The organism is Micromonospora sp. SYSU B005 (assembly GCF_055362685.1).
Genome location: NZ_JAXCFU010000009.1, coordinates 75,824 through 100,580, shown reverse-complemented (window position 1 = coordinate 100,580; position 24,757 = coordinate 75,824). Strand labels below are relative to the sequence as shown.

Here is a 24,757-nt window from a genome sequence, read left to right as displayed (position 1 = left end):
GGGAAGGCGTGGTGGGTCCGAGAAGCCCGCGCGAGGGGGAATCCCGACATGCCTTTCGTCACCGTCGGTACGGAGAACTCCGCACCCATCGACCTGTACTACGAGGATCACGGTTCGGGTCAGCCGATCGTGCTGATCCACGGTTTCCCGTTCAACGGGGCGACCTGGGAGAAGATGAGCGGTCCGCTGCTGAACGCCGGATACCGGGTGATCACGTACGACCGGCGTGGGTTCGGCAACTCCGCGCAGCCGGCCATGGGCTACGACTACGACACGTTCGCCGCCGACCTGGACGTGCTGATGACGGAACTGGACCTGCGCGACGCGATCCTGGTCGGGCACTCGATGGGCACCGGCGAGGTGACCCGCTACCTGGGCGCGTACGGGTCGGACCGGGTGGACCGGGCGGTCCTGATGGCCCCGTTGGCGCCGTACCTGCTGAAGGCGCCGGACGACCCGGAGGGCGTCGACAAGAGCATGTTCGAGGGGTTCCAGAAGGCGATCATCCAGGACCGGTTCGCCTACCTGACCCAGTTCTGCGATGCGTTCTTCAACGCCAGCGAGAACCGGGGGAAACTGGTCAGCGACGAGGCGTACCACGCGCACTGGCAGATCGGTGCGCAGGCGTCGGCCAAGGGCACCCACGACTCGGTGGACGCCTGGCAGACCGACTTCCGCGCCGACCTGCCGAACATCGACGTGCCGGTGCTGATCATCCAGGGCGACAAGGACAACGTGCTGCCGTTCCCGGTGACGGGCCAGCGGCTGGTGAACATGCTGTCCGACGCCAAGCTGGTCACGCTGAAGGGCGCGCCGCACGGGACGCCGTGGACCCATCCCACCGAGGTCAACAAGGCCATCATGGAGTTCATCGGCAAGCCGAGCATGGCGACCGCCTGACCTGGCGGACGACCGCGGCCCCGGGGATCTCCCCGGGGCCGCGGTCAAACGTGCGTGGTCAGCCGGCCAGGCGGGCCAGTTCCTCCTCGACGATGGACGGGTCGAGCTTGCGGAACACCGGCTTCGGCGCCGCGAGCGGCCGGCCCACTTCCAGGGGTACGGACTCCCAGCGCGCCCCGACCGTGTAGTCACCGGTCAGCACCGGGTACGACGGCCCGCCGTCGAGGTCGTCGACCTCCTCGATCACCGGCATCGGGGCGTGCGTGCCGGTGCCGCCGAGCAGCTCGTGGATCTTCTGGGCGGAGTGCGGCAGGAACGGGGTGAGCAGCGTGTTGGCGTCGCTGACCACCTGGAGGGCGACGTGCAGGATGGTGCCCATCCGGGGCTTGTCGTCATCGCCCTTGAGCTTCCACGGCGCCTGCTCGGAGAGGTACTTGTTGGCCTCGGCGACGACCTTCATGGCCTCGCCGATGGCCTGCTTCTGCCGGTGCCGGGCGATCAGGTCGCCGACCACGCCGAAGCCGGCCTTCGCGGTGTCCAGCAGCGCCTGGTCGGCCTCGGTGAGCCCGGCCGGGTCGACCGGCGGGATGGCGCCGAAGTTCTTCGCCGCCATCGACACCGACCGGTTGACCAGGTTGCCCCAGCCGGCGACCAGTTCGTCGTTGTTGCGGCGCAGGAACTCGGCCCAGGTGAAGTCGGTGTCGTTGCTCTCCGGGCCGGCCACCGCGATGAAGTAGCGCAGCGCGTCGGCGTCGTAGCGCTCCAGGAAGTCCCGGACGTAGATGACCACCTTGCGGGAGGAGGAGAACTTCCGTCCCTCCATGGTCAGGTACTCGCTGGACACGACCTCGGTGGGCAGGTTGAGCCGGCCCAGCTCGCCCGGCTCGCCGTCGCGGGTGCCCTCACCGGAGTAGCCGCCGAGCAGCGCCGGCCAGATCACCGAGTGGAAGACGATGTTGTCCTTGCCCATGAAGTAGTAGGAGCGGGCGTCCTTCCCCTCCCCGTCCGCCGACCACCACTTGCGCCAGGCCTCCGGGTCGCCGGTACGCCGGGCCCACTCGATGGACGCGGACAGGTAGCCGATGACCGCGTCGAACCAGACGTAGATCCGCTTGTCCGGGCGGTCGCGCCAGTCGTCGAGCGGGATCGGCACGCCCCACTCCAGGTCGCGGGTGATGGCCCGGGGCTGGAGGTCGTCGAGCAGGTTGCGGGAGAACCGCAGTACGTTCGGGCGCCAGCCGTCGCGGGTGTCCAGCCACTGCCGCAGCGCCTCGGCCAGGGCGGGCAGGTCTAGGAAGAAGTGCTCGGTCTCGACGAACTCCGGCGTCTCTCCGTTGATCTTCGACTTGGGGTCGATCAGGTCGATCGGGTCGAGCTGGTTGCCGCAGTTGTCGCACTGGTCGCCGCGCGCGCTGTCGTAGCCGCAGATCGGGCAGGTGCCCTCGATGTAGCGGTCGGGCAGCGTCCGGCCGGTGGACGGGGAGATCGCGCCGGTGGTGACCTTCGGGACGATGTAGCCGTTGCGGTAGAGACCTGTGAACAGCTCCTGCACCACCGCGTAGTGGTTGCGCGTGGTGGTGCGGGTGAACAGGTCGTACGACAGGCCCAGCGCCCGCAGGTCCTCGGCGATCACCCGGTTGTAGCGGTCGGCCAGCTCGCGCGGGGTGACCCCCTCGGCGTCGGCCTGCACCTGGATCGGGGTGCCGTGTTCGTCGGTGCCGGAGACCATGAGCACGTCGTGACCGGCCATCCGCATGTACCGGGCGAAGACGTCGGAGGGAACGCCGAATCCGGATACGTGGCCGATGTGGCGCGGGCCGTTGGCGTAGGGCCAGGCGACCGCGGCGAGAACGTGACTCATGAGCAGCAAGCCTAGTGATTGCCGTGGGTGCGCCGCGAACCAATGGGGTGCGCGCTCCGACCGTACGTCCGATTTGTCGCCGACACGCGGCGTGAGCTGCCCGACAAGCCCGACGTACCGGTGTGAAATGAACATCGTGACCAGCAGACCAGCGGCGCCCGAGCCGTCGGCCGCCGCCACCCGGCGCGCGGCGCGGCCCGCGCCGCCCGGCGGGCCCGTCGCCCCGCAGCCACGGCTGGACCCGGCGGACCCGCCGGTGGAGGTGGAGCCGACCACCGGAGCGCCGGTGGACGCGGTGCCGAACCGCGTGCCGGTACGCCAGCCGCGCTGGCAGCGGGAGTCCGCCTCGTCCGGCGGCTGGGCGCCGATCGAGGAGGTGCACTGGGACGGCACGCCGCTGCGCGACGAGCCGCGCCCGCCTCCCGCCCGGCACCCGGCGCGGCGGGAACGCATCCGCCCGGTCGCGCCGCCGAGTCCGCCCGCCGGGCTGGCCGTGCTGCTGACGCTGAGCCTGCTCGCCGCGTTCTTCGCCTGGGTGAGCGCCGGGCCGTTCTGGCTGGCGGTGGGGCACTCGACCGGCGGCACCGTGATGATCACCGAATGCGCGGGGAGCGGGCTCACCCAGCGCTGCCGGGGCATCTTCTCCGCCGACGGCGACCGGTTCCAGGCCCATGGGGTACGGGTCAGCGGCGTACCGGCCGGGCGCACCGACACCGGCAGTTCACTGCGGGCGCGGATGACCGGGCCGGACGGGTCCACCGCCTACGCGGACACCGGGGTCGGGCGGCACCTGCGCTGGCTGCTGGGGCTGGCCCTGGTGGCCGGCTGCGCCGCCGGGATCGCCAGGTGGACCGGGGCGACCCGGCTCGCTGACGAACGGCAGCGGCGCTGGGCGGTCGGCCTGGCGCTGGCCGGGCCCGCGTTGATCACCGCCGGCTTCCTGGCCGCCGCCTGGTAGGTGCCCGGCGCCTCAGCTGTGCACCACCGCGTACACCTCGCGCCGCCGCAGCCCGTACGCGGTGGCGACCTCGGTGATCGCGTCCCGCCGGGACAGCCCGGCCGCCTCGCGCTCGGCCACCGCCGCGCGCAGCGTCTCGTCGTCCGGCCGGACCGCGGGCGTGGCCGGTGCGCCGGCCACGACGAGCGTGATCTCGCCACGGGGGTCGCCCTCGGCGGCCCACTCGGCCAGCTCGCCGAGCGGCCGGCGGACCACTTCCTCGTACGTCTTGGTCAGCTCGCGGCACAGCGCGGCGGGCCGGTCGGCGCCGAACGCCTCGGCCAGGTCGGCGAGCGCGCCGGCGATGCGGTGCGGCGCCTCGAAGAACACCAGCGTGCGGTCCTCGGCGGCGAGCGCGCGCAGCCGGGAGCGGCGGGCCCCGGGGGTACGCGGCAGGAAGCCCTCGAAGCAGAACCTGTCGCAGGGCAGCCCGGACAGCGCCAGCGCGGTGGTCACGGCGCTGGGCCCGGGCGCCGCGGTGACCGGCACTCCGGCGTCCAGCGCGGCCCGGACCAGCCGGTAGCCGGGGTCGGAGACGCTCGGCATGCCGCCGTCGGTGACCAGCGCGACCGTGTAGCCGGCGACGAGCACCTCGGCCAGTTCCGGCGTGCGCCGCTCCTCGTTGCCCTCGAAGTACGAGACGATCCGGCCGGGCACGGTCACGTCCAGGTCGCGGGCCAGCCGGGTGAGCCGCCGGGTGTCCTCGGCGGCGACCACGTCGGCGGCGGCCAGCACCTCGCGGAACCGGGCGGACGCGTCGGCCGGGTTGCCGAGCGGCGCGCCGAGCAACACGAGCCGCCCTACCTCGGACATTTCCCCCACGACGTGCGCTCCTTCATCGACGGTCGTACCAATTTCGGAGACGACAGACGCCACCGGGCACCTTCGCAGCCTACGATCGCCGGGTGACGAGTGCGTCGACAGCACAGAGCGCGAACCCGGACCCTTCCACCACCGACCGGGGCGACGGCGCCGGGCGCGGGCTTCCCGCCGCCGTGCGGCGCCGGCTCGCCACCGTCGATGATCGCATCGGCCGAGGTCAGGCGTGGCTGGCGACAGCGGTGGTGGTGGGCGTCGCGGCGATCCTGCGCTTCGTGGGGCTCAGTTTCCCGCCCGGGAAGGTCTTCGACGAGACCTACTACGCCAAGGACGCGTACGGGCTGATCGACCGCGGCTTCGAGTGGAACTACAAGGACAACGGCCCCTCGTACGTGGTGCATCCGCCGCTGGGCAAGTGGATGATCGGCATCGGCGAGTGGGCCTTCGGCTACCAGGACGCGGACAGCGGCGTCTCGGTGCCGGGCCACCTGATCACCACCTCGCCGGAGTTCGGCTGGCGCTTCGGCGCGGCCGTGGCGGGCACCCTGTCGGTGCTGCTGCTTGTCCGCATCGGGCGGCGGATGTTCCGCTCCACGGTGCTCGGCTGCGCGGCCGGCCTGCTGCTCGCGCTCGACGGCTACCACCTGGTGCTGTCCCGCACGGCCATCCTCGACATCTTCCTGCTGCTGTTCGTGCTCGCCGCGTTCGGCGCGCTGGTGCTCGACCGGGACGCCCGGCGGCGGCGCTGGGCGCGGGCGCTGGAGGGCGGGCTCGACCCGACGCAGCCGGGCCGGGCCGGCCGCCCGTCGTCGGGCTGGCGGGACTGGCCGTGGTGGCGGCTGGCGGCCGGGGTGCTGCTCGGCTGCGCCTGCTCGGTGAAGTGGAGCGCGATCTACTTCGTACCGGCGTTCGCGTTGCTGGTGCTGCTCTGGGAGGTGGGTGTCCGCCGCTCGTCCGGGGTACGCCGGCCGTGGCGCGACGCCGTGCTCGACGAGCTGCCCTGGCTGCTCGCCGCCGGTGTGCTGATGGTCGTGACCTACGTGGCGACCTGGTCGGGCTGGCTGCTCGGGCAGGACGGCTACTACCGCCTGGCGGAGCGCTACCCGAACAACCCGGAGCTGAGCGACACCCCGTTCATCGGGGCGCTGATCAATCTGTGGGAGTACCACAAGGCCGCGTACGGCTTCCACACCCAGCTCGACGATCCGCACAAGTACCAGTCCTGGCCCTGGCAGTGGCTGCTGCTCGGCCGCCCGGTGGCGTTCCACTGGTCCGGGGACGGCAGTTGCGGCGCGCCGAGTTGCGCCTCGGAGGTGCTGCTGCTGGGCACGCCGCTGCTGTGGTGGTCGTTCCTGCCGGCGATCGCCGCGACCGCCTGGCTCGGCCTGGCCCGGCGCGACTGGCGGGCGGGCGCGATCCTGCTCAGCGCCGCCGCCGGCCTGCTGCCGTGGTTCTGGTTCGCCCTCGACGGCCGGACGATGTTCTCCTTCTACGCCGCCCCGGCGGTGCCGTTCCTGGTGCTCGCGGTGGTCTACGTGCTCGGCGCGATCGCCACTCCCGCGCCGGTGTCGAACACGGCCGCGCCACCGGACCCGCAACAGGTCCACGACAGGCGGCTGGTGGGCGGGATCATCGCGGGCGCGTACGTGTTGCTCGTGGCGCTCTGTTTCGCCTACTTCTACCCGATCTTCGTGGGCCGGGTGCTGCCGTACGCGGACTGGTCGGCGCGGATGTGGCTGGACGGCCGCTGGATCTGAGGCGGGGCGCCGGGCACAAAGAAAGCGCGCCCCGATCGCCTGCCACGGGGGAAGCGGGCGATTGGGGCGCGCAAGACAGAGCTTAACCACACTCCGGCAACGGCACAACGGGTGCGGGCCGGTCAGATTTCCGACGAGTGCACCACCGGCCGAAAGGTTTACATGGTGCAGCTAACGGTGGGTGGCCGAGCGCGACGGTGACGGCCCCGGCGGACGCCGGAAACGGGCCTCCGGCGGGCACCCGCGACCCGGATGATCTTCCAAAGTGGATCTCACTACACTTCGCCCGGTGATCAACAAGAGACGATCGACGGCCGTCCTCATCGGACTGCTGGCGGCGGCCGCGATGATCGGGCCGAGCCCCGCCGGGGCCGACGACGAGACCACCGAACCCGTCGCCGAACCACCCAAGGTCGAGCTGGTCCTCGATGTCAGCGGATCGATGCGGGCCCGCGACATCGACGGGCGCAGCCGGATCTCCGTCGCGCAGCAGGCGTTCAACGAGGTCGTCGACGCCCTGCCGGACGAGACACAGCTCGGCATCCGGGTGCTCGGCGCCACCTACCGGGGCAAGGACAAGAAGCAGGGCTGCCTGGACACCCAGCAGATCGTGCCGGTCGGCCCGGTGGACCGTACCCAGGCCAAGGCCGCCGTCGCCGGACTGCGCCCGACCGGTTTCACCCCGGTCGGGCTGGCGCTGCGCTCCGCCGCGCAGGACCTGGGCACCGGCAGCACCGCCCGCCGGATCGTGCTGATCACCGACGGTGAGGACACCTGCGCCCCGCCCGACCCGTGCGAGGTGGCGCGCGAGCTGGCCGCCCAGGGCACCCGGCTGGTCGTCGACACGCTCGGCCTGGCGCCGGACGAGAAGGTACGCAAGCAGCTGCTGTGCATCGCCGGCGCGACAGGGGGCACCTACACCGCCGCGCAGAGCGCCGACGAGCTGACCGGCCGGATCAAGCAGCTGGTCGACCGCGCCCGGGACACGTACACCGCCGCCCCGGCGGTGGTCGGCGGCGGCTCGGCCTGCGAGGGCGCGCCGCTGCTCGCCCCCGGCGTCTACAGCGACCGGGAGGCGTTCTCCGAGCACCGCTGGTACCGGGTGCCGGTGCGCCCCGGGCAGGAACTGCGCGCCTCGGTCAGCGTGGCGCTGGATCGCCCGGTCAACCCGGACTACGGCGTGCTCCTGCGCGCCACCGCGCCGGACGGGCGGGAACTGGTGCGGGGCGTCGACGCGGGCAGCGGGCGTACCGACGTGGTCTCCGCCGGGCTGCGCTGGTCGGCCGCCGAAGAGGAGAAGGAGGACGGCCCGAGCGCCGAGCCGACGCCGGGCACGGAGCAGGCCGTACGGACCGTCTGCCTGGTGGTCAGCAACTCGTTCGCGGCCAAGCCCGGCACCCAGGCCCGGCCCGGCATGCCGGTCGAGCTGACGGTGGACGTGGTGGCCGCCTCCCCCGCGCCGGACGGGCCGGACCTCGGCCGCGGCTGGGTGCTGCTGCTCCTGCTCACGCTCGCCGGACTGCTCACCGGGCTGGTCGCCGGACTGCTCACCCGCTGGTGGGTGCACACGTGGAGGACGAACTGAGCATGCGTACGCTGATCCGCGCCGCGGCGGCGACCACCGCCGTCGGTCTCGCCCTCACCCCGGCGGCGGCCCTGGCCGCGCCCAGCCCGTCACCGGGCGCGACCACGGTGACCAAGGCCGGCACCTCGTTCCTCACCGCCACCACCGTCACCGCCGGTCAGCCGGTGCAGGTGGGCGCGTCCACAGGCGACCACCTGTACTGGTCGTTCCGCGCCGACGCCGGGCAGGTGCACGAGATCACCGCCACCGTCACGTTCCCGAAGTCACGCAGCGGCGCGTCCACCTGGACCGTCGACGTCTTCGACGGGCTGCGCCGCCGGCAGGCGTGCACCGCGGGCGCGCAGACCCCGACCGCCGGCGCGTCGGCGACGAGCGTCGCGCTGGGCTGCACGCTGCGCCGGGTACGGCCGTGGGCCGAACCCTGGTCGGGCGACCCGCTGCCCGGCACCTACTACATCCGGCTCTCCGTCACCGACCTGCCCGAGCCCGACCTCGGTCTGCCGATCGACGTGGAGATGCTCGTCGGCGCGACCGACGAGGGTGGCGCGTCCGGCGACGACGGCGAACTGGCCGCGCCGCTGGTGCCGAACACCCGGGCCGGCACCGTGCTCACCGCCGAGCCGACGCCCGAACCGGTGGCCGACGAGGAGATCGACCTGACCGGCTGGCTCCCCGAGGCCGGCTCGCGCTGGGTGTGGACCACTGTGGGCGGCGTGCTCGCCGCCGTGGCCGGCGTGGTCGGCTTCGGGCTCACCCGGCGGCGCCGCCGCCCTTGAGAACCGCCGCCCTTGAGAACCGCCGCCCTTGAGAACCGCCGTCCCTGAGAACCGCCGTCCCTGAGAACCGCCGTCCCTGAGACCGCAGCCGGTGGCCGCCGCGAACCCGACGCGGCGGCCACCGGACGCGCTCACGCCTCGGCGATACGCGGACCGCGCGGCACCCAGCCGATGAACCGGTCCTGGAGCGCGGTGACCGGCACGGAGCGCAGATCCTGCGTCGCCGCGGCGAGGCACGACCCGAGATAGACGCTCAACGACGCCCGGTCCACCTGGTACTCGCTCAGCAGATGGTGACGTTTCGTGGCACAGGGCCACTCGTCACCGCACGAGTCGCAGGTCCAGTCCGGGGTCACCGGCACGTGTTCGCCGCCGGTACTCCCCGGAACCTCCGCGCCAGGCGTCATCGGCCGCTCCTTCCGAGTCAGGATTGGTGGTGATGGACCGGTTGCGCCCCCGCAACGTTCCTTCAGCGCCGCAGCACGCCCAAGCGTTACGGTACGTTCACCGCGTGTCCCCGTCATCCACCACTCGTGCGTGATCTGCTCCCGGCCACTGTCGCCGTCGCGCTGGCCGGCCCGGCCGATTGGACCGGTGAGCTGCTCCCGGCCGAACTGAGCGCCCTCGGCGAACGCGCGGTCCCCGGCCGCCGCCGCGACTTCACCGCCGGGCGCGTCTGCGCCCGCCGGGCGCTCGCCGCGCTCGGCCTGCCCCCCACGCCGGTACCCGCCGGCGCCGACCGGGCCCCGATCTGGCCGCCCGGCGTGGTCGGCGCGATCACCCACACCCGGGACTACTGCGCCGCAGCCGCCGCCCGGGCCGCCGACGTGCGCGCCGTCGGCATCGACGCGGAACGCTACCGGCCGCTCTCCCCGGGGGTACGCCGAAAGGTGTGCCGTCCCGACGAGGAGGCGGACCTGGCCCGGCTGCCGGCCGGCACGCCCTGGCCGACGGTGTTGTTCAGCGCGAAGGAGACCGTCTACAAGGTCTGGCACCCGCTGGTCGGTACGTGGCTGGGCTTCGCCGACGCGCGCGTCACGCTGGACCCGGACGCGGGCACGTTCCACGCCGAGATCGCACCGGCCCGGCTCGCCGCCGCCCCGGTGCCCGATCCGCCGTCGGCGGTCACCGGACGGTTCGCCGTGGACGACGACCTGGTCCGCACCGCGGCCGTCCTGCCACGTCGATGAGGCACTACCGGCCGGCTTGTGCCCGGCTTGTACCGTCGTTGCGACGGAAAATCCCGAAGGCGCCCCAAGGAGTACGGTGAGCCACCCTCAGCCTCCGTCCGGTTCACCGGACCCGAACCAGCAGCCGCCGGAACCGCCGACCCAGGCGTTCCCCACCGCACCGATGCCGCCGGTGCCGGACAGCCCGTACGCGCCGCCGCCCGCTCCGACCTCGGGTGCGCCGCAGCCGCCCGTGTCCGGCGCGCCGCAGTCGTCGGCCTCCGGGGTGCCGTATCCGCCGCAGCCGGGTCCGGGCGAGCAGTACCCGCCCGCGCCCGCTCCCACCGAGGCGTTCCCGCCCCCGCCGCCCACCTCGGGCGCGCCGTACCCGCCGCCGGGCAGCGAGTACCAGCCGCCGGGCGGCGCGTACCAGCAGCCGGGGGCCTATCCGCCGCCGGGCGGTTACCCGCCGCCGGGTGGTGGGGCGTACCCGCCGCCGGGAGCGCCGTTCGGGCCGCCGGCGAAGAAGTCGAACAAGAACGTCTGGATCACGATCGGCATCGTCGCCGTGATCCTGCTGCTGCTGTGCTGCGGTGGCGGCATCTTCGCCATCTACAGCGGCGCGAAGAAGACCCAGGATGCGATCGACTCGCTGCCCACCCCGGGCGTCACCTACGGCCAGCCGACGGCTGACGCCCCGACGGGCGTTCCCACCGGCACGCCGCAGCCGGGCAACACCGACGACAAGACGTTCAACATGCCGGCCGGCGACAGGCTGGTCGTCAACGACGACCGCGGCACCATCGAGATCACCGTCGGCAACTTCCGGACCCGGAACGCCGCCTGCAGCGAGGTCATGCCCGGACCGAAGAACGGCATGTTCCTGATCGCCGACGTGACCGCCGAGATCACCAAGGGCACCGGCTCGATCAACCCGTTCTACTTCACCTGGGTCGCCGCGGACGGCACCGAGGAGAGCGGCATCGGCGGCGCCTTCTCCGGTTGCGGCAAGCTGATGACCTCGGGCACCAACCTGCCCGTGGGTACCAAGCGCAGCGGCCAGCTCATCTTCGACGTGACGGACCAGAACGGCGTCGTCGAGTACCGGCACCTCTTCCGTCCCGCCGGGTCCTGGAAGCCCTGACCCACGCGCGACCCCGCACGGGGGCCGGTCCACAGCGGACCGGCCCCCGTGTCCGTTCGGGTGACGCCGGCAGCCGATCGGCTATTTCCATGTGCGCGTGCCGGCCCCCGGTCGCCAGGCTCGGAGCATGGCTAACGAGACGACGATCCCGCTGCTGCCGTGCCGGTCCCTGGACGACGTGGCGCCCTTCTACCAGGCCCTCGGCTTCGAGGTCACGTACCGGCAGGAGCGCCCCAACCCGTACCTGACGCTGCGGCGGGAGGATCTGCACCTGCACTTCTTCGGGATGCCGCAGTTCGATCCCGCCGACTCGTACGGCTCCTGCCTGGTCGTGGTGGACGACCTGGTCGACATTCACCGCGCCTTCGCCGACGGCATGCGGTCCACATACGGCAAGGTGCTCGTCTCCGGCGTACCCCGGATGACCCGGCCCCGGCCCCGCCACAACCAGGAGGGTCATTTCGGGTTCAGCATCGTCGACCCCGGCGGCAACTGGATCCGGTTCGTCGGCCGGGCCACCCCGCCGGAGACCGACGACAGGGGTGGGCTGGCCCGTACGCTGCGCAACGCGGTGGTGCAGGCCGACTCGCGCGGCAATCCGACGCAGGCCGCGCGGATCCTCGACGGCGCGCTCGCCCGCCCGGGGGCCGCCGACGACCCGGCCGTCCACGTGGAGGCACTGGTCTACCGGGCGGAGCTGGCGCTGCAACTCGACGAGCCGGAGTCCGCGCGGGAGCTGGTGCGGCAGGCGCGCTCGATCCCGCTGGACGACGGTTCACGCGACGCGCTGACCGACACGATGCGGCACGCCGAGGACCTGCTCACCGCCCTGCCGCCCGCGTGACCGCACGACGGACCGGCGGACCGGCGGACCGGCGGACCGGCGGCGACGGTTTGCCGTAGCGGTCAGCGGGGACGCGATGCGGCAGGCGGCGAGCGCCGCCACGCGACGATCCGGGGAGGCGGCATGAGCGTCGAGCGCGCGAAGAACGACCTGGAGGACCTGGCCGGTCCGGCCCGGGCGCGGCTCGGTGACCTGAACCAGGACGAACACGCCGAAGCGGACCGGGTACGCGAACAGGACGAGATCCGGGGCAGGCGCCCCGGCGAGCACATCCAGGCGGACGCCCGCGACGCCGACGACGACTTCTCCACCTGACCCGGTGTCACCAGAGATCTTGCGTGGAGAAGCAGTGTCGGGGGTGGTTCCTATCCTGGGGCGATGCTTCTCACCGACGTCACCGGAGCCTGGACGGGCACCAACGGCTTCCGGCTGATGCCCGCCGACCCGCTCGCCGAGTCGCCGGCCGCGCTCACCGTCGCCACCGCGGCCGGCGGGCACCTGACCACCGTGTCGTACTCGTGGAGCCACCCCGACGACGGCCCGCAGGACGGCCTGCTGGTGATCGCCGCCGGTGACCGGCCGGGCTCGCTCGTCGCCTGGTGGGGCGACTCGTGGCACCAGCAGCCGACACCGATGACGCTCACCGGCGCGGCGGGCGGAGCGGCGGCGGTCGAGCTGACCGCCGGGTACGGCGGCGGCTGGGAGTGGCGGATCGTCCTCGACACCGCCGACCCGGCCGTCCTGCGGCTGCGGATGGAGAACGTGGTCCCCGCCGACCAGGCCGGGCCCGGCACTCCGGCCGGGCCCTATCCCGCGATGCTCACCGAGGTGCGCCGGGCCTGAGCCCGATCAGGCGTCGAGAATCTCCCGCAGCCGGCGCGCGAACGCCTCCGGCTGCCCGGCCTGGCCCATCCCCTCGCCGAGGAACCCGCCGTGGTGGCTCGGGAAGACCGCGGGTTGTCCGCCGAGCAGCTCGGCGGTGGCCACCGACGTCCGCGCGGTGAGCGTCTCCGCCGACTCCTCGCCCACCGCGATCACCACGCGGGTGGGCGCGGCGCGCAGCGCGTCGGCGTCCGGCCGGAAGACGGTGACCGCCGCGGACCGGTCGGAGAGCAGCGGGTCGTCCCGGCTGCCGTCGTCCTCGGCCGGCAGCCCGAACGCGGCCGGGTCCGGCGCGGGCTGCGCGAAGTAGTCGTCTGTGAACTCGCCCCGCCACGAGGTCAGGCCGATGAACGCCGCCATGCCGGCGCCCCAGCCGTTCTTCCGGTACGCCTCCTGGCAGGCGGCCATGGCCCGGCCGGCCGCTTCGGCGTCGGGGAGCAGCGTGGTCAGCGGCGGCTCGTGCGCCACCAGCGTGGTCACCACGTCCGGGTACGCGGCCACCAGGGCGAGCGCGGTCACCGCGCCGCCGCTGCTGGCGAACATGTCGACCGGGCCCACGCCGAGGGCGTCAACGATGTCGCGTACGTCCCGGGCCTGCACCTCGGGCAGCGAGTCGTTCCGGCCGTCCTTGCGGACGCTGCGGCCGAGCCCGCGCGGGTCGTACGTGATGACGGTGCGGTCCGGGAAGTACGACGCGAGCGTGGTGAAGCCGTCGGCGCACATGGGCTGGCCGATCATGAACAGAGGGCGGTGCCCGGCCTCGGCCGCCTCGGGGGCGTGTACGTCGTAGACCAGGTCGACCTCTGGTGTCTGGAGAGTGAGCGTCTTCATGCCTGTGTCGACCGGCGCCGGCCCCGGAAATCATCGGTCCGGCGGAAACCCGTGCCGGGCGCGGCTCGCGGCGGCGTCGACGCCCACCGCCGCGAGCCGTGCCGTCGCGGTCAGCTCACCGTGCCGGTGACGGTGCTGCCGGACTTCGTCACGTAGTAGGTCAGCTTCGTGCCGCTCCAGAAGTGGAACGTCAGCGTCACCCGCTGCCCGTCGTTCACCTCGGCGAAGAACTCCGGCTTCAGCGCGATCGTGTTGCCGGTGTAGTTCGGCGCGAACGTCACGTCGAACTCCTTGTACGAGGTCCAGTTGTGCGGTCCGGCGTTGCTGCCGTCGGCGTACTTCGCCTCCATCGTGGCGAGCTGGTCGCCGCGGAACTGCGCCGGGAGCGTGAACGCGGCGGTGGTGCCTGTCGCGTTGGAGAGCACCGGCGGGTCGTACGTGATGATGCTGATCCGCCACGGCACGCCCGCGGAGAAGCGGGCCGTCAGGTTGGCGTTCACCCCGTACGCGCGGGAGCCGACCAGCCGGGTCAGCGCCGACGCGGTGAGCGTCAGGGTGCTGCCGGAGACCGTGTAGTCGGTGCCGTTCACCAGGTCGGTGGTGCCCTGGCGCAGCCCCTGGAACGTGGTGCCGTTCAGGTTGAGCGTCAGGCTCTTGGCGGTGATCGAGCCGGTCCGCGGCACGTATACCTGGTCGCTGGACGCGGTGCCGGAGCGGGTGGTCCAGCTCGACTTGATCTGCGCGAACAGCTCGGGGTCCTTCCATACGAAGGACGTCCGGTCGAAGTGCTGGCCGTTGTCCCAGAGCTGGGTGGTCAGCTTGCGGCTGCGCGCGTAGTGGCCGAGGAACTCGAAGAACTTCAGCTTCTCGCCCTGCTCGATGGTGCCGGTGTGCCGGTCGAAGCCGAGCAGCCCGTACTCACCGATGATCACCGGGATGTTGCGGGTGACGAATGCGTTGTAGACGCGGTCGAACTGGTCGGTCAGGTCCTGCTGGACCGTCGCGTCGAACCGGGTGCCCCCGGCGACGTTCACGCTGAACGGCCAGTACCCGTAGAAGTGCACGGTGGCGATCAGGTTCGGGTCGTTGAGCGTGTTGAACGTGCTGACCAGCTCGTCCACCCGGGCCTGCTCGGCGGAGGTGTGCAGGGTCGGCAGGACCAGCAGCCGGGTGGCGTTGCCGCCGCCGGACTGGCGGACGATGCGGTGGAACGAGGTGTTCAGCTCGTTGAGCAGCGTGGCGTTCTGCGCGTCGCCGGAGCTGCCGGTGAACTGCGGCTCGTTGACGCTCTCGAAGGTCAGCTTCGGCGAGGAGTCCTTGAACGCGGCGGCGATCTGGGTCCAGAGCGCGTTGTAGCGGTTCAGCACGCCTGTGCGGTCGGTGGGCATCGTGTTGATCCACTGCCACGAGTCGTGGTGGATGTTGAGCACCACGTAGAAGCCGTCGGCGAGCGCCCAGCCGACCACCTCGCGTACCCGGTTCAGCCAGGCCGCGTCGATCGTGTAGTTCGGCGCGGCGCCGTGGTGGTTGCTCCAGGTCACCGGGATGCGGATGCTGTTGAAGCCCTGCGCCCGGATGTTGTCGAGCAGCGCCTCGGTGACCCGCGGGTTGCCCCACGCGGTCTCGTCCGCGCCGACCGCGTCGAAGGAGTTGCCGAGGTTCCAGCCGGGCTGCATGGCGGCGACGGCGGCCATGGCGTTGCCGGCCGGCGGCGGGGTCGTGGGCGGTGGCGTGGTGGGCGGCGGGGTGGTCGGGGGCGGAGTCGTCGGCGGTGGCGTGGTGGTCGGCGGCGGGGTGGTCCCGCCGACGCCGCCGGTGCAGGCCACACCGTTGAGCGAGAACGCTGTCGGCGCGGTGTTGGTGCCGGTCCAGGAGCCGTTGAAGCCGAACGAGACGCTGCCGTTCGTGGCGATGGCGCCGTTGTAGCCGACGTTCGTGGCGGTGACGTCGGCGCCGGAGGACGTGACCGTGGCGCTCCACGCCTGGGTGACCCGCTGGCCGGACGGGAACGTCCAGCGCAGGTTCCAGCCGTTTATCGGATCACCGAGGTTCGTCACGTCGACGTTCGCGGTGAACCCGCCGGGCCACTGGCTGGCGGTGGTGTAGGTGACGCGGCAGCCGGCCGCCGCCTGGGCGTTCGTCGCCATCACGGCGGTGCCGGTCACGAGCGTGGCGGCGGTCGCGGCGACCAGGCCGACCCGCAATCGGGCGGTACGGGGAGAGCGGAACATGGTGGTTCCTTCGCGGTGGGGTGGGCGCGTGGACGGGGAAGGCGGGGCGCGCACCCGCCCAGCGCGAGAGTAAGTTTGGAATCCAAACATTGTCAATCGGCGGACGTGGATACGGGGAAGCGGGTCAGGCGGCCGGCAGCGTCTCGACGGTGAGGTGCGCCGACAGCGCGCGCAGGAAGTCCGGCGCGTCGAAGATCCGCCCGGCCGAGGCGACACCGGTCGCCCGCGTCCGCCCGGTCAGGATCCGGTGAAGCGCCTCGACCGCCAGTGGCGCGCTGACCGCGTAGATGTCCTGCCCGTAGGCCACCACCCGTCGACGGACGTCGCCCGACCGCACCACCACGTCGACGGTGAACGTCTGTGCCGACCGGCCGCGCTCGTCAACAGCGGCCGGAGCGTCCCCGGCGGCCAGGTCCCCCGCCGCGTTTACGGTCATGTACGTGCACACCTCCGGAATGTCCAGGTGGCTCGGCACCGTCACCACGTCGGCCATGGTGAACTCGCCCAGCACCGGCCGGACACCGAGCGGCGCCGGGAACTCCCAGTCCCGCCGGGGCAGGTCGCCGTCGGCGTACACCAGGCGCCCGTCGGTGAAGCGGACCCGCCGGCCGTCGCGGCGCTCGCGCGAGACGACGCCGGAGGCGACCGTCCCGGCCGTCGGGTGCCAGCTGCTCAGTCCGTACGCGACGTGCGCCTCGTCGGCCGCCGTCCAGTCCCCCATCGCGGCGGTGACCAGCAGGTCGCCCAGCCCGCCGAAGAACGCCATGGCGGGCACCACAGCGACTCCCGCGGCCTCGGCGCGCTCGGCGTAGTGGGCGAACGTGTCCCGGTTCGCCTCGATCTCGGCCGCCACGTCGACGTAGGGGATCCCGGCCCGCAACGCGGCCTCGATCAACGGCCCGGCGGTCGAGGCGAACGGCCCGGCGCAGTTGACCACAGCCGCCACCCCGGCCAGCGCCCGGTCCAGCGTGGCCGGGTCGTCGACCGACGCCACCCGCTGCGCCGCCCCCGGGAACGCGGCCGCAAGCTTCCCGGCGTCGCGTCCCACCGGCAGCGGCTCGTATCCCCGCTCCCGCAGCTCCGCCACCACGAACCGTCCGGTGTGCCCGTACGCCCCGAACACCGCCACCTGCATGACGTTCCCCCTCGAAGATCGACTGGAATGATCCTCGCCGGGAACCGAGAGCCGGGACAGTGGCTCAAACGCCAATGCCCGTACAGTTTCGGACATGACCCTGCTCGCGCTCGCCGCCACCGACGGGATGCTGCACTTCGAGCTGGCGGCGGCCTGCGAGATCTTCGTGCGCGACCCGACCGGCCTGGCCGACCCCTGGTACGACCTGGTGGTCTGCGGTCCCGGCCCGGTCGGCGTCGGCCGGTTCGCGGTCACGCCCGACCACGGGCTGGACCACCTCGCCCGCGCCCACACGGTGATCGTCCCGGCGATCGAGGACACCGACGCCGAGCCGCCGTCCGACCTGGTCGACGCGGTCCGCGCCGCGCACGAGGCGGGCGCACGGATGGTCTCGTTCTGCACCGGCGCGTTCGTGCTCGCCGCCGCCGGCATCCTCGACGGGCTGCGCGCCACCACCCACTGGGCGCACACCGGCGCGCTCGCCGCCCGCTACCCACGCGTGCAGGTCGACCCGGACGTGCTCTACGTGGACAACGGCGACGTACTCGCCTCCGCCGGCAAGGCCGCCGCGATCGACCTGTGCCTGCACCTGATCCGCCGCGACCACGGCTCGACCGTCGCCAACGCCGTCGCCCGCCGCCTGGTGGTGCCGCCGCACCGCGCGGGCGGCCAGGCCCAGTACGTCACCACCCCGGTCCCGGCCCGCGAGGACCACCCGCTCGCCGCACTGCTCCCCTGGGCGATGGCGCGGCTGGACCGCCCGCTCACAGTCGCCGACCTGGCCCGCCAGGCGACCATGAGCACCCGCAACCTGGTCCGGCACTTCACCGCCGCGACCGGCACCACGCCGTCGCAGTGGCTGGCCACGCAGCGCATCCGCCGGGCGCAGGAACTGCTGGAGAACACCGACGACGGCATCGACGCCGTCGCCGAGGCATCAGGCATGGGTACGGCGACGACACTGCGCCGCCACTTCCAGCGCACCGTCGGCGTACCGCCGGACACCTACCGCCGCACGTTCCGCCGCGGCTGACCGGGTTGCCCGGCGGTTGTAGCGTCGGCCACCCGACCACCGGGTTGCGCGCCTGCCTGTTCTTCGAGGCCCGCGCTTTCCGGCACGGCGGCTATGGTCGATTCGACCACCAGCCGATCGTCGCTGCGCTCGTGGCACGCATCCGCTCCCTCTCCGGCGGCTTCGTGCCACCGAAGGGGACGGTCGCCTGACTCTCGGCACGGGGGAAGATGTGTTCGACGTGATCGTGGTCGGCGGTGGGCCGACCGGCATGATGCTGGCGAGTGAGCTGCGCCTTCAGGGCGTCGGCGTGCTCGTGCTGGAGCGCGACGCCGAGCCGCCGCCGTACGTGCGCTCGCTCGGGCTGCACGTCCGCAGCATCGAGGTGATGGACCAGCGCGGGCTGCTGGAGCGGTTCCGGGAACACGGCGGCACGCACCCGATCCGGGGATTCTTCGCCGGCATCGACAAGCCCGCGCCCGCCGATCTGGACACCGCCCACCCGTACGTCCTCGGCATCCCGCAGACGCTCACCGACCGGCTGCTCGCCGACCACGCCGCCGAGGTCGGCGCCGAGATCCGGCGCGGCACTGCGGTGACCGGGCTGGAGCAGGACGACGACGGCGTGACGGTCCACCTCGACGACGCGAGCGTGCCGCCGCTGCGGGCGCGGTTCGTCGTCGGCTGCGACGGCGGGCGCAGCACCGTCCGCAAGCTGCTCGGCGTCGGCTTTCCCGGCGAGCCGTCGAGAGTCGACACGCTGCTCGGCGAGATGGAGGTGACAGCGCCGCCGGACGAGATCACCCGGATCATGACCGAGGTACGCCGCACCGAGAAGCGGTTCGGGCTCGGGCCGTCCGGCAGGCCCAACGTGTTCCGGGTGGTCGTACCGGCGGCCGACGTCACGTCGGTGCCGCCGACACTCGACGACTTCAAACGGCAACTGACCGCGTACGCGGGCACCGACTTCGGCGTGCACTCCCCCCGCTGGCTGTCCCGGTTCGGCGACGCGACCCGCCTGGCCGAGCACTACCGGGTCGGGCGGGTCTTCCTGGCCGGCGACGCCGCGCACGTCCACCCACCGCTCGGCGGGCAGGGGCTCAACCTGGGCATCCAGGACGCGTTCAACCTGGGCTGGAAGCTGGCGGCGACGGTGAACGGCTGGGCGCCGGACGGCCTGCTCGACACCTACGAGACCGAGCGGCGCCCGGTCGCGGCCGACGTGCTGACGAACACCCGCGCGCAGATGCTGCTGACCACGAACGAGCCCGGACCGCAGGCGGTACGGGAGGTGCTGACGCAGCTCATGGACTTCGACGAGGTCAACCGCTTCCTGATCGAGAAGGTCACCGCGATCAGCGTCCGGTACGACGTCGGCGAGGGGCACGCCCTGCTCGGGCGGCGGCTGCGCGACGTACCGCTGCGGGAGGGACGCCTGTACGAGCTGATGCGTACCGGCGGTGGGTTGTTGCTCGACGGGACCGGGAAGCTGTCGGTCGACGGCTGGGGCGACCGGGTCGGGCACGTCGCCGGCACCGGCGACGAGCTGGACGTGCCGGCGGTGTTGTTGCGGCCGGACGGGCACGTGGTCTGGGTGGGTGACGACCAGCAGACGCTGGAGGATGCGCTGACCAGATGGTTCGGCGGCGCGACGAGGTGAGCTGCCGCCGAACGCCCGAGGGCGTTCAGGGTCCGGTCGTCTGGTAGCTGCGCAGCGCGGCTTCGGCGAGTCGGGGAAGGTGATCGTCGCCGCCGGGCTCGTTGCCCTGCTCATGAACGACCACCAGGGTGGTGCCGAGCCGGACGAGGATGCTGTCCCATTCCAGGATGATCGATCCGGAATTCGTGCTGGAGTCGACGCGCATGCTCTCGTCGCCCAGTCGCGGCCCCGGTACCACCGCGAAACGGTAGCTGCCTCCGTCCTGGCTCGGTGACGCGACGGTGGGGCACCTGCTGATAAACGTCCGCAGGTCCGCCATCGCCCCTCGGGCGCCGTCGTCGGCGTACGTCCGGAGGACTTCGTTCGCCACCCACGGGTAGTCGGGGCCCTCGGCAGAGCTGACTGTGGCGGCGGCCATCGCCGACGGAGTGCCGGTCAGCCGGCTGGCCGACAACAGCGGAATCATGTCCGCACAGGGCACCTCGGGCCCGGGGCGCTGCCGGCCCGCATCCGGAGCCATGACCGTCGCGATGTCCACAGTGAATCCCGGTGGCAGCGCGTCAGCGGTCACCAGCCGCGCCGACAACGACGCGGAGTAGCCGGCGCCGCCGGTCGCCGGAATCGCGGACGGCTGCCCGGTGGTGGGCGTGCCGATCGCCTGGGCCGTGGCGGGGACGGCTTCGCCCGCCGAACGATCCGCTGGATCGGCAGTCGAGGGTCCGCACGCGGCCACCACGCAGACCGCGCCCGCCGCGCCCAGCCTCCGCAGCACCATCCTGAGCACCGGGCAGACTCCATCCGTCGTACGGGAGGCGTCAGGCTACCAACGGACGTGACTCCAGCCGGCCGCCCGGCTGCGGGCCGGGTGCCGGGCGGGTCCGAGCGCATCCGCGCTCCCCTATGCTGCGCCGCGTGACGGTTCTGATGATCTACAGCGGTGACACGGCGCCGGATGCGCCCGGCACGCGTACCGGTGGTGTTCCGCTCGTGCCCGCGGGCTTCGACTGGCCACTGTGCGGGGAGTGCGACGGGCCGATGCAGTTCCTGGCCCAGGTCCGGCTCGACGACATCGACGCGGCCGACAACGAACTCCTGTCGATCTTCATGTGCCAGAACGATCCGGGCCTGTGCGACGAGTGGGATGCGGCCGCCGGCGGCAATCGCGCGTTCGTCTTCCCTTCCGGGGCGCTGGCTCCGTCTGCCGTGCCCTCCGGCGACACCGTCCTGGCGGCCGAGACGTCCGCCGTCACGTACGTGCCGATGCAGGACTCCGACGGCTACGACGAGGCGCGCGAACGGTGGCGCAGTGAGTCCGGCCGACCGCTGCGAGACGTCCTCGGGCAACTCGGCGGACTGCCGGCGTGGCTCCAGTTCGACCAGACGCCCGCCTGTCCCGCCTGCGCCCTGCCCATGTCGTTCGTCGTCCAGCTCGAGGAAGGCCACGATCACCGCACCGGCTTCAACTTCGGTGGCGGTGGCTGCGGGTACGGATTCCGCTGCCGGCCGTGCTCGACGGCGGCGTTCCTGTGGCAACAGTGACCTGCTTTTCAGGCTTGACGAACGCCAATGGTAAGCCATAGCTTACCGTTCGTGGGGACTTACCGAACCGAGGACGGATGGGACGCCCTGGGCGACCCGACGCGGCGGGCGATCATCGCGTGTCTCGCGGAGCAGCCGCGGGCGGTCGGCGAACTGGCCGCGGTGCTGCCGGTCAGCCGGCCGGCGGTGTCGCAGCATCTGCGGGTGCTGAAGGACGCCGGCCTCGTGACGGACCGCACGGCGGGCACAAAGCGTGTCTACCGGCTCAATCCCGCCGGCGTGGCCGCCCTACGAGATCAGCTCGACACCTACTGGAGCCGCGCGTTGGACGGCTTCAAGGATGTCGCCGAGCGCCCTGACGAGGAGGAATCATGAGTCGAACGGATGCGGTGGTGCGGCAGCAGATCGTGGTCGACGCGCCGGTAGAGCGGGCTTTCGCGGTGTTCACGGAGCGGTTCGGCGACTTCAAGCCGAAGGAGCACAACCTGCTGTCGTCGCCGATCGCCGAGACGGTGTTCGAGCCGAAGGTCGGTGGGCACATCTACGACCGCGCCGAGGACGGCAGCGAGTGCGCCTGGGCGCGGATCCTCGTCTTCGAGCCGCCGGACCGGCTCGTCTTCAGCTGGGACATCAGCCCGGCATGGCAGCTCGAACAGGATCTGGACAACGCCAGCGAGGTCGAGGTCCGGTTCGTCGCCGAGACACCGCAGCGCACCCGGGTCGAGTTGGAGCACCGCAACCTGGACCGGCACGGTCCGGGCTGGGAGTCGGTTCGTGACGGCGTCGGCCACGATCAGGGCTGGCCGCTGTACCTGGCCCGCTACGCCGACCTGTTCACCGAGGCCGGATAGCGACGGGGCACCCCGTTGAGGATCTCGCATGACGCCTTCGGCCAGCTTCACCTCGCCCAATTCCTGGCGGCGGAAGACCTGGAGGAGCTTCGCGGCTGGGAGTACCTGGGGCGTCGCTGGGTCGGGGAGGCATCCGGCTTCACCGAGTGGCTTCGCCTTGAGTCGGATCCCGGCGTAACGCGTTCGGTAGCGATCGACCTCGCGGCCCTGCCGGAGGCGACGGCTCAACGCATGCTCGACGCGCTCGGACTCCCCCTCCGGGCAGGGTTGGATCAACAAGACATCACCGGCGTCTTCGGCAAGCCCATCGACACGGAGAGATTCGTACGGGATCGAGTCACACTCGTCTTCCACGTCGGCGCCGCCGATCCCTACGAACTGAGCTGCACGGTGCACGAGGAGCACGGGCTGATCCACCTCACGATGCACCCCACGCGGTTGCCGGATCAGCCGGCGGCGGCGCACTAGGCTCCGGACCGTGCACGGGTTCACCGATGTCGACCGGCAGCCAGACCCGGACTCGTGGGTCGGCGTACTCGACCGCCTGACCGACGAGCCCTTCTACCAGGCATATCAGCATCGGGTCCGGGAGTTGCTCCACCCGGCGCCCGGCCGGCGCTACGTCGAGGTCGGTGCGGGCACCGGGGCGAGTGCGGTCCACCTTCGAGACGAACACGACGCCGACGTGGTGACAGTGGACCGCGCCGTCACCATGGCTGCCGCCATGCAGGCGCGCGGCTTGACGCGATGCGCCGTCGCCGACGCCCACCGGCTGCCGTTCCTCGACGACTCCTTTGACGGTGCCTGGTCCGACCGCACCGTGCAACATCTCGCCGATCCCCACGCCGCGATCGGGGAACTCGTCAGGGTCGTCCGGCCGGGTGGCCGCATCGTCCTCGCGGACCCCGACTATGACACGCAGGTGCTCGACATCGCCGACCAGGATCTGGCGCGACGTGTGCTGCGGTTCCGGGCCGACGTCCTCCTCCGCAACGGCACCCTGGCCCACCAGCACGCCGGCATTCTCGCCACGCTCGGCCTGGCCGACATCACCGTCGAGCCCCGCACGCTGCTGGTTCGCGACCCGGCCGCCGCCGACAACGTTCTGGGCCTGCGCAGCTGGGCCGCCACAGCGGCTCAACGCGGCGTACTCCAACCCGGCGAAGCTCGCGCGTTCGAAGACCAGTTCGACCATGCCGTCGACGCGGGCCGGTTCACGTACGCAGTCACGTTCTTCCTCACCGCGGCCGACGTCACCTGAGTCGGACGCCGGCCAACCCGCTGAGCCGCGGCCGTCAGGAGTGTCGGTGGCGCCTGCGATGATCCGGACGTGAGCGCTACCGCGTCGGACTACGCCTGGTTGACTGACCGCTTCCCTGGCCTGATGGAGGCCTACTGCTTGACGCTGGTCGAAGGGCTGACGCCGGACGAGCTGCTGGGCAGACTGGGCGCGCGGCAGGAGTCCCTTGTGCGAGGTGCTGCGGAGCTGCTCGAACCCGCGTACGACGCATGGAAGGACCACGACGGTGAGCGGGCGTTCGTCGGCGTGACCGCGGCCGGTGACTGGGCACTCGCCATCGAACCCAACGGTTACCTCGGCACCCTCGACGAGGTGATCGTCCCGCTCTCCCGAGGAACTCGCCTGGTGTCCCACTTCCGCAACGTCAACGCGGTCGATCATTTCTTCTGGCTCGACGACGGAGTCCTTCGACTGCATTTCGAGCCGCTGTTTCCTGCACACCGGGACGGCAGCGACCCCGACGGCCTGGTGGAGGCGATGCGGCAGGCCGGTTTCGACCTCAGCGAGGATGACGACGCCGACTACTCGGTCAACACGGAGGCGGCGTTCGCCCTCGCTGAGCACCTCACCGGGGTCCGGCTGACTCCAGAGCTTCTCGAGTCAGCGACGTACGTGTGCGGCACTGCCCCGATACCTCGGAAACACTGACCCGACTCCGCGGGGCAGTGAGCGGGCCGACACCTGCCGGGGTGTAGGCAAGCGGGATGCCGGGTACGTCGCGCCCAACCCCGCACCCCTGCCCAGGAGGACCTCATGACCGTCGTACTCGCCGTTGTCTGCAAAGACGGGGTGGTGATCGGCGCCGACTCCCAGATCACCGAGAGCGACCGCGGTCTGAGCTTCCCCGCCCAGAAGCTGCACCCGCTGGGCGACTGCGCCGCCTGGGGCGGCAGCGGCGCGCGGGGAGTGCTCAACGACCTGCGCCCCCTCCTCCAGGACTCGGCCACCGCCATCCTCGAAGCACCGGACATCGGCGACGAGCTGCAGGAGCGCGTCCTGCCCGTCTTCAAGAAGCACTACGAGAACTACATCCCGGACGTACCGGGCGAGGGCAGCGGCGGCGGGGTGTCGGCGTACCTGCTCGCGGCCGGCTACAGCCAGGGCGGGCCGTGGATCGTGGAGATCAACCCCAACGGTCTGATCGGCCGCTACGAGGACGTGGGCTTCCACGCCATCGGCTCCGGCGCGCCCATGGCCCAGCAGGCCGGCGCGCTGTTGTCCCACTTCCGGATGACCACGCGCCCCGTCGAGTACGGCGTGGTGGGCGTGGTGCGGGTGCTGGAGGCCCTGGAGCGGACCTCGCCGTCGGTCGGCGGGCCGTTCAGCGTCGCGTGCATCCGCGAGGAGGGCGCCCACCACCTCGACGAGAAGGAGATCGCCAAGGCGCTGAAGGACGCCGAGCGCTGGCGCGACCTCGAACAGAAGGCGCTCGACGGCCTGTTCGACTGACGGCGGCGTGTTGGG

General features: G+C 72.0%; 26 protein-coding genes. 19 read left to right on the top strand and 7 right to left on the bottom strand.

What is annotated here, in order from left to right; all coding sequences use genetic code 11:
- Window positions 1–48: 48 nt before the first annotated feature.
- Complete coding sequence (locus SM452_RS20955; protein ID WP_355506797.1) at window positions 49–900, top strand: alpha/beta fold hydrolase; 852 nt, start codon at window positions 49–51, stop codon at window positions 898–900.
- A 58-nt stretch (window positions 901–958) separates the two neighbouring features.
- Here the strand turns inward: SM452_RS20955 and metG are convergent, their stop codons facing one another.
- Window positions 959–2,761 (bottom strand): methionine--tRNA ligase, encoded by a 1,803-nt coding sequence (gene metG / locus SM452_RS20950; RefSeq protein ID WP_262012623.1) that lies wholly within the window; start codon window positions 2,759–2,761, stop codon window positions 959–961.
- A 127-nt stretch (window positions 2,762–2,888) separates the two neighbouring features.
- On the opposite strand from metG, the gene SM452_RS20945 reads away from it, so the two are divergent.
- A complete protein-coding gene (locus tag SM452_RS20945) occupies window positions 2,889–3,719 on the top strand; it encodes a hypothetical protein (RefSeq protein ID WP_463840532.1) in 831 nt (276 codons plus the stop codon).
- A gap of 12 nt (window positions 3,720–3,731) precedes the next feature.
- On the opposite strand, the gene rsmI is transcribed toward SM452_RS20945, so the two are convergent.
- Window positions 3,732–4,571: a 16S rRNA (cytidine(1402)-2'-O)-methyltransferase gene (gene rsmI, locus SM452_RS20940; protein ID WP_396880388.1), complete on the bottom strand. Its 840-nt coding sequence runs from the start codon at window positions 4,569–4,571 to the stop codon at window positions 3,732–3,734.
- Between the two features lie 92 nt (window positions 4,572–4,663).
- Between rsmI and SM452_RS20935 the strand changes: the two genes are divergently transcribed.
- From SM452_RS20935 to SM452_RS20925, 3 genes are all read left to right on the top strand, one after another.
- Entirely contained in the window at window positions 4,664–6,334 is a 1,671-nt protein-coding gene (locus SM452_RS20935) for a dolichyl-phosphate-mannose--protein mannosyltransferase (RefSeq protein WP_463840531.1), read from the top strand.
- A 289-nt stretch (window positions 6,335–6,623) separates the two neighbouring features.
- Window positions 6,624–7,919: a VWA domain-containing protein gene (locus SM452_RS20930; protein ID WP_262012627.1), complete on the top strand. Its 1,296-nt coding sequence runs from the start codon at window positions 6,624–6,626 to the stop codon at window positions 7,917–7,919.
- 2 nt (window positions 7,920–7,921) lie between these two features.
- On the top strand, window positions 7,922–8,695 hold the full coding sequence (locus SM452_RS20925; RefSeq protein ID WP_463840565.1) for an LPXTG cell wall anchor domain-containing protein: 774 nt from the start codon (window positions 7,922–7,924) through the stop codon (window positions 8,693–8,695).
- Window positions 8,696–8,826: 131 nt separating this feature from the next.
- On the opposite strand, the gene SM452_RS20920 is transcribed toward SM452_RS20925, so the two are convergent.
- Window positions 8,827–9,102: a hypothetical protein gene (locus SM452_RS20920; protein WP_262012628.1), complete on the bottom strand. Its 276-nt coding sequence runs from the start codon at window positions 9,100–9,102 to the stop codon at window positions 8,827–8,829.
- Between the two features lie 126 nt (window positions 9,103–9,228).
- Here SM452_RS20920 and SM452_RS20915 point away from each other — a divergent pair, with 126 nt between their 5' ends.
- The 5 genes from SM452_RS20915 (at window position 9,229) to SM452_RS20895 (ending at window position 12,695) form a co-directional block, all read left to right on the top strand.
- Window positions 9,229–9,885 (top strand): 4'-phosphopantetheinyl transferase family protein, encoded by a 657-nt coding sequence (locus tag SM452_RS20915; RefSeq protein ID WP_262012629.1) that lies wholly within the window; start codon window positions 9,229–9,231, stop codon window positions 9,883–9,885.
- 76 nt (window positions 9,886–9,961) lie between these two features.
- Window positions 9,962–11,008 carry a hypothetical protein gene (locus tag SM452_RS20910; protein WP_463840530.1) on the top strand — a complete coding sequence of 349 codons (1,047 nt, stop codon included), beginning with the start codon at window positions 9,962–9,964 and terminating at the stop codon, window positions 11,006–11,008.
- 127 nt (window positions 11,009–11,135) lie between these two features.
- The gene (locus SM452_RS20905; RefSeq protein ID WP_463840529.1) at window positions 11,136–11,852 is read left to right on the top strand and encodes a VOC family protein; all 717 of its coding nucleotides are present in this window, start codon (window positions 11,136–11,138) and stop codon (window positions 11,850–11,852) included.
- 123 nt (window positions 11,853–11,975) lie between these two features.
- A complete protein-coding gene (locus tag SM452_RS20900) occupies window positions 11,976–12,167 on the top strand; it encodes a general stress protein CsbD (protein WP_402809550.1) in 192 nt (63 codons plus the stop codon).
- Window positions 12,168–12,230: 63 nt separating this feature from the next.
- A complete protein-coding gene (locus SM452_RS20895) occupies window positions 12,231–12,695 on the top strand; it encodes a hypothetical protein (protein WP_463840528.1) in 465 nt (154 codons plus the stop codon).
- Between the two features lie 6 nt (window positions 12,696–12,701).
- On the opposite strand, the gene SM452_RS20890 is transcribed toward SM452_RS20895, so the two are convergent.
- From SM452_RS20890 to SM452_RS20880, 3 genes are all read right to left on the bottom strand, one after another.
- A complete protein-coding gene (locus SM452_RS20890; protein ID WP_262012634.1) occupies window positions 12,702–13,565 on the bottom strand; it encodes an alpha/beta fold hydrolase in 864 nt (287 codons plus the stop codon).
- A 110-nt stretch (window positions 13,566–13,675) separates the two neighbouring features.
- The gene (locus SM452_RS20885; protein ID WP_463840527.1) at window positions 13,676–15,796 is read right to left on the bottom strand and encodes a cellulase family glycosylhydrolase; all 2,121 of its coding nucleotides are present in this window, start codon (window positions 15,794–15,796) and stop codon (window positions 13,676–13,678) included.
- Window positions 15,797–15,920: 124 nt separating this feature from the next.
- Entirely contained in the window at window positions 15,921–16,931 is a 1,011-nt protein-coding gene (locus SM452_RS20880) for a saccharopine dehydrogenase family protein (protein WP_463840526.1), read from the bottom strand.
- A gap of 94 nt (window positions 16,932–17,025) precedes the next feature.
- Here SM452_RS20880 and SM452_RS20875 point away from each other — a divergent pair, with 94 nt between their 5' ends.
- Together SM452_RS20875 and rox are read left to right on the top strand one after the other, a co-directional pair.
- Entirely contained in the window at window positions 17,026–17,964 is a 939-nt protein-coding gene (locus SM452_RS20875) for a helix-turn-helix domain-containing protein (RefSeq protein WP_355514403.1), read from the top strand.
- 211 nt (window positions 17,965–18,175) lie between these two features.
- The gene (rox, locus tag SM452_RS20870; protein WP_463840525.1) at window positions 18,176–19,603 is read left to right on the top strand and encodes a rifampin monooxygenase; all 1,428 of its coding nucleotides are present in this window, start codon (window positions 18,176–18,178) and stop codon (window positions 19,601–19,603) included.
- 25 nt (window positions 19,604–19,628) lie between these two features.
- Here rox and SM452_RS20865 read toward each other — a convergent pair whose 3' ends face one another.
- The gene (locus tag SM452_RS20865; protein WP_463840524.1) at window positions 19,629–20,339 is read right to left on the bottom strand and encodes a hypothetical protein; all 711 of its coding nucleotides are present in this window, start codon (window positions 20,337–20,339) and stop codon (window positions 19,629–19,631) included.
- 176 nt (window positions 20,340–20,515) lie between these two features.
- Here SM452_RS20865 and SM452_RS20860 point away from each other — a divergent pair, with 176 nt between their 5' ends.
- From SM452_RS20860 to SM452_RS20830, 7 genes are all read left to right on the top strand, one after another.
- Window positions 20,516–21,142, top strand: a complete 627-nt coding sequence (locus SM452_RS20860; RefSeq protein ID WP_355514411.1) for a DUF1963 domain-containing protein — start codon at window positions 20,516–20,518, stop codon at window positions 21,140–21,142.
- A 27-nt stretch (window positions 21,143–21,169) separates the two neighbouring features.
- A complete protein-coding gene (locus tag SM452_RS20855) occupies window positions 21,170–21,517 on the top strand; it encodes an ArsR/SmtB family transcription factor (RefSeq protein ID WP_355514414.1) in 348 nt (115 codons plus the stop codon).
- Window positions 21,514–21,993, top strand: coding sequence for an SRPBCC family protein (locus SM452_RS20850; RefSeq protein ID WP_355514417.1), 480 nt, complete (start codon window positions 21,514–21,516; stop codon window positions 21,991–21,993). Before SM452_RS20855 ends, SM452_RS20850 begins: the two co-directional genes overlap by 4 nt.
- A 15-nt stretch (window positions 21,994–22,008) precedes the next feature.
- Entirely contained in the window at window positions 22,009–22,461 is a 453-nt protein-coding gene (locus SM452_RS20845; RefSeq protein WP_355514420.1) for a hypothetical protein, read from the top strand.
- A 10-nt stretch (window positions 22,462–22,471) separates the two neighbouring features.
- Complete coding sequence (locus SM452_RS20840; RefSeq protein WP_355514423.1) at window positions 22,472–23,254, top strand: methyltransferase domain-containing protein; 783 nt, start codon at window positions 22,472–22,474, stop codon at window positions 23,252–23,254.
- Between the two features lie 69 nt (window positions 23,255–23,323).
- Window positions 23,324–23,941 carry a DUF6461 domain-containing protein gene (locus SM452_RS20835; RefSeq protein WP_355514425.1) on the top strand — a complete coding sequence of 206 codons (618 nt, stop codon included), beginning with the start codon at window positions 23,324–23,326 and terminating at the stop codon, window positions 23,939–23,941.
- A gap of 105 nt (window positions 23,942–24,046) precedes the next feature.
- Complete coding sequence (locus tag SM452_RS20830; RefSeq protein WP_355514428.1) at window positions 24,047–24,742, top strand: proteasome protein; 696 nt, start codon at window positions 24,047–24,049, stop codon at window positions 24,740–24,742.
- Window positions 24,743–24,757 lie beyond the last annotated feature (15 nt).

Bases quoted from the DNA above. Each gene is read 5' to 3' on its own strand.
- SM452_RS20955 (WP_355506797.1), top strand. From the start codon at position 49: ATGCCTTTCGTCACCGTCGGTACGGAGAACTCCGCACCCATCGACCTG.
- metG (WP_262012623.1), bottom strand. From the start codon at position 2,761: ATGAGTCACGTTCTCGCCGCGGTCGCCTGGCCCTACGCCAACGGCCCG.
- SM452_RS20945 (WP_463840532.1), top strand. From the start codon at position 2,889: ATGAACATCGTGACCAGCAGACCAGCGGCGCCCGAGCCGTCGGCCGCC.
- rsmI (WP_396880388.1), bottom strand. From the start codon at position 4,571: ATGTCCGAGGTAGGGCGGCTCGTGTTGCTCGGCGCGCCGCTCGGCAAC.
- SM452_RS20925 (WP_463840565.1), top strand. From the start codon at position 7,922: ATGCGTACGCTGATCCGCGCCGCGGCGGCGACCACCGCCGTCGGTCTC.
- SM452_RS20920 (WP_262012628.1), bottom strand. From the start codon at position 9,102: ATGACGCCTGGCGCGGAGGTTCCGGGGAGTACCGGCGGCGAACACGTG.
- SM452_RS20905 (WP_463840529.1), top strand. From the start codon at position 11,136: ATGGCTAACGAGACGACGATCCCGCTGCTGCCGTGCCGGTCCCTGGAC.
- SM452_RS20900 (WP_402809550.1), top strand. From the start codon at position 11,976: ATGAGCGTCGAGCGCGCGAAGAACGACCTGGAGGACCTGGCCGGTCCG.
- SM452_RS20895 (WP_463840528.1), top strand. From the start codon at position 12,231: ATGCTTCTCACCGACGTCACCGGAGCCTGGACGGGCACCAACGGCTTC.
- SM452_RS20890 (WP_262012634.1), bottom strand. From the start codon at position 13,565: ATGAAGACGCTCACTCTCCAGACACCAGAGGTCGACCTGGTCTACGAC.
- SM452_RS20885 (WP_463840527.1), bottom strand. From the start codon at position 15,796: ATGTTCCGCTCTCCCCGTACCGCCCGATTGCGGGTCGGCCTGGTCGCC.
- SM452_RS20880 (WP_463840526.1), bottom strand. From the start codon at position 16,931: ATGCAGGTGGCGGTGTTCGGGGCGTACGGGCACACCGGACGGTTCGTG.
- SM452_RS20875 (WP_355514403.1), top strand. From the start codon at position 17,026: ATGACCCTGCTCGCGCTCGCCGCCACCGACGGGATGCTGCACTTCGAG.
- SM452_RS20855 (WP_355514414.1), top strand. From the start codon at position 21,170: ATGGTAAGCCATAGCTTACCGTTCGTGGGGACTTACCGAACCGAGGAC.
- SM452_RS20850 (WP_355514417.1), top strand. From the start codon at position 21,514: ATGAGTCGAACGGATGCGGTGGTGCGGCAGCAGATCGTGGTCGACGCG.
- SM452_RS20830 (WP_355514428.1), top strand. From the start codon at position 24,047: ATGACCGTCGTACTCGCCGTTGTCTGCAAAGACGGGGTGGTGATCGGC.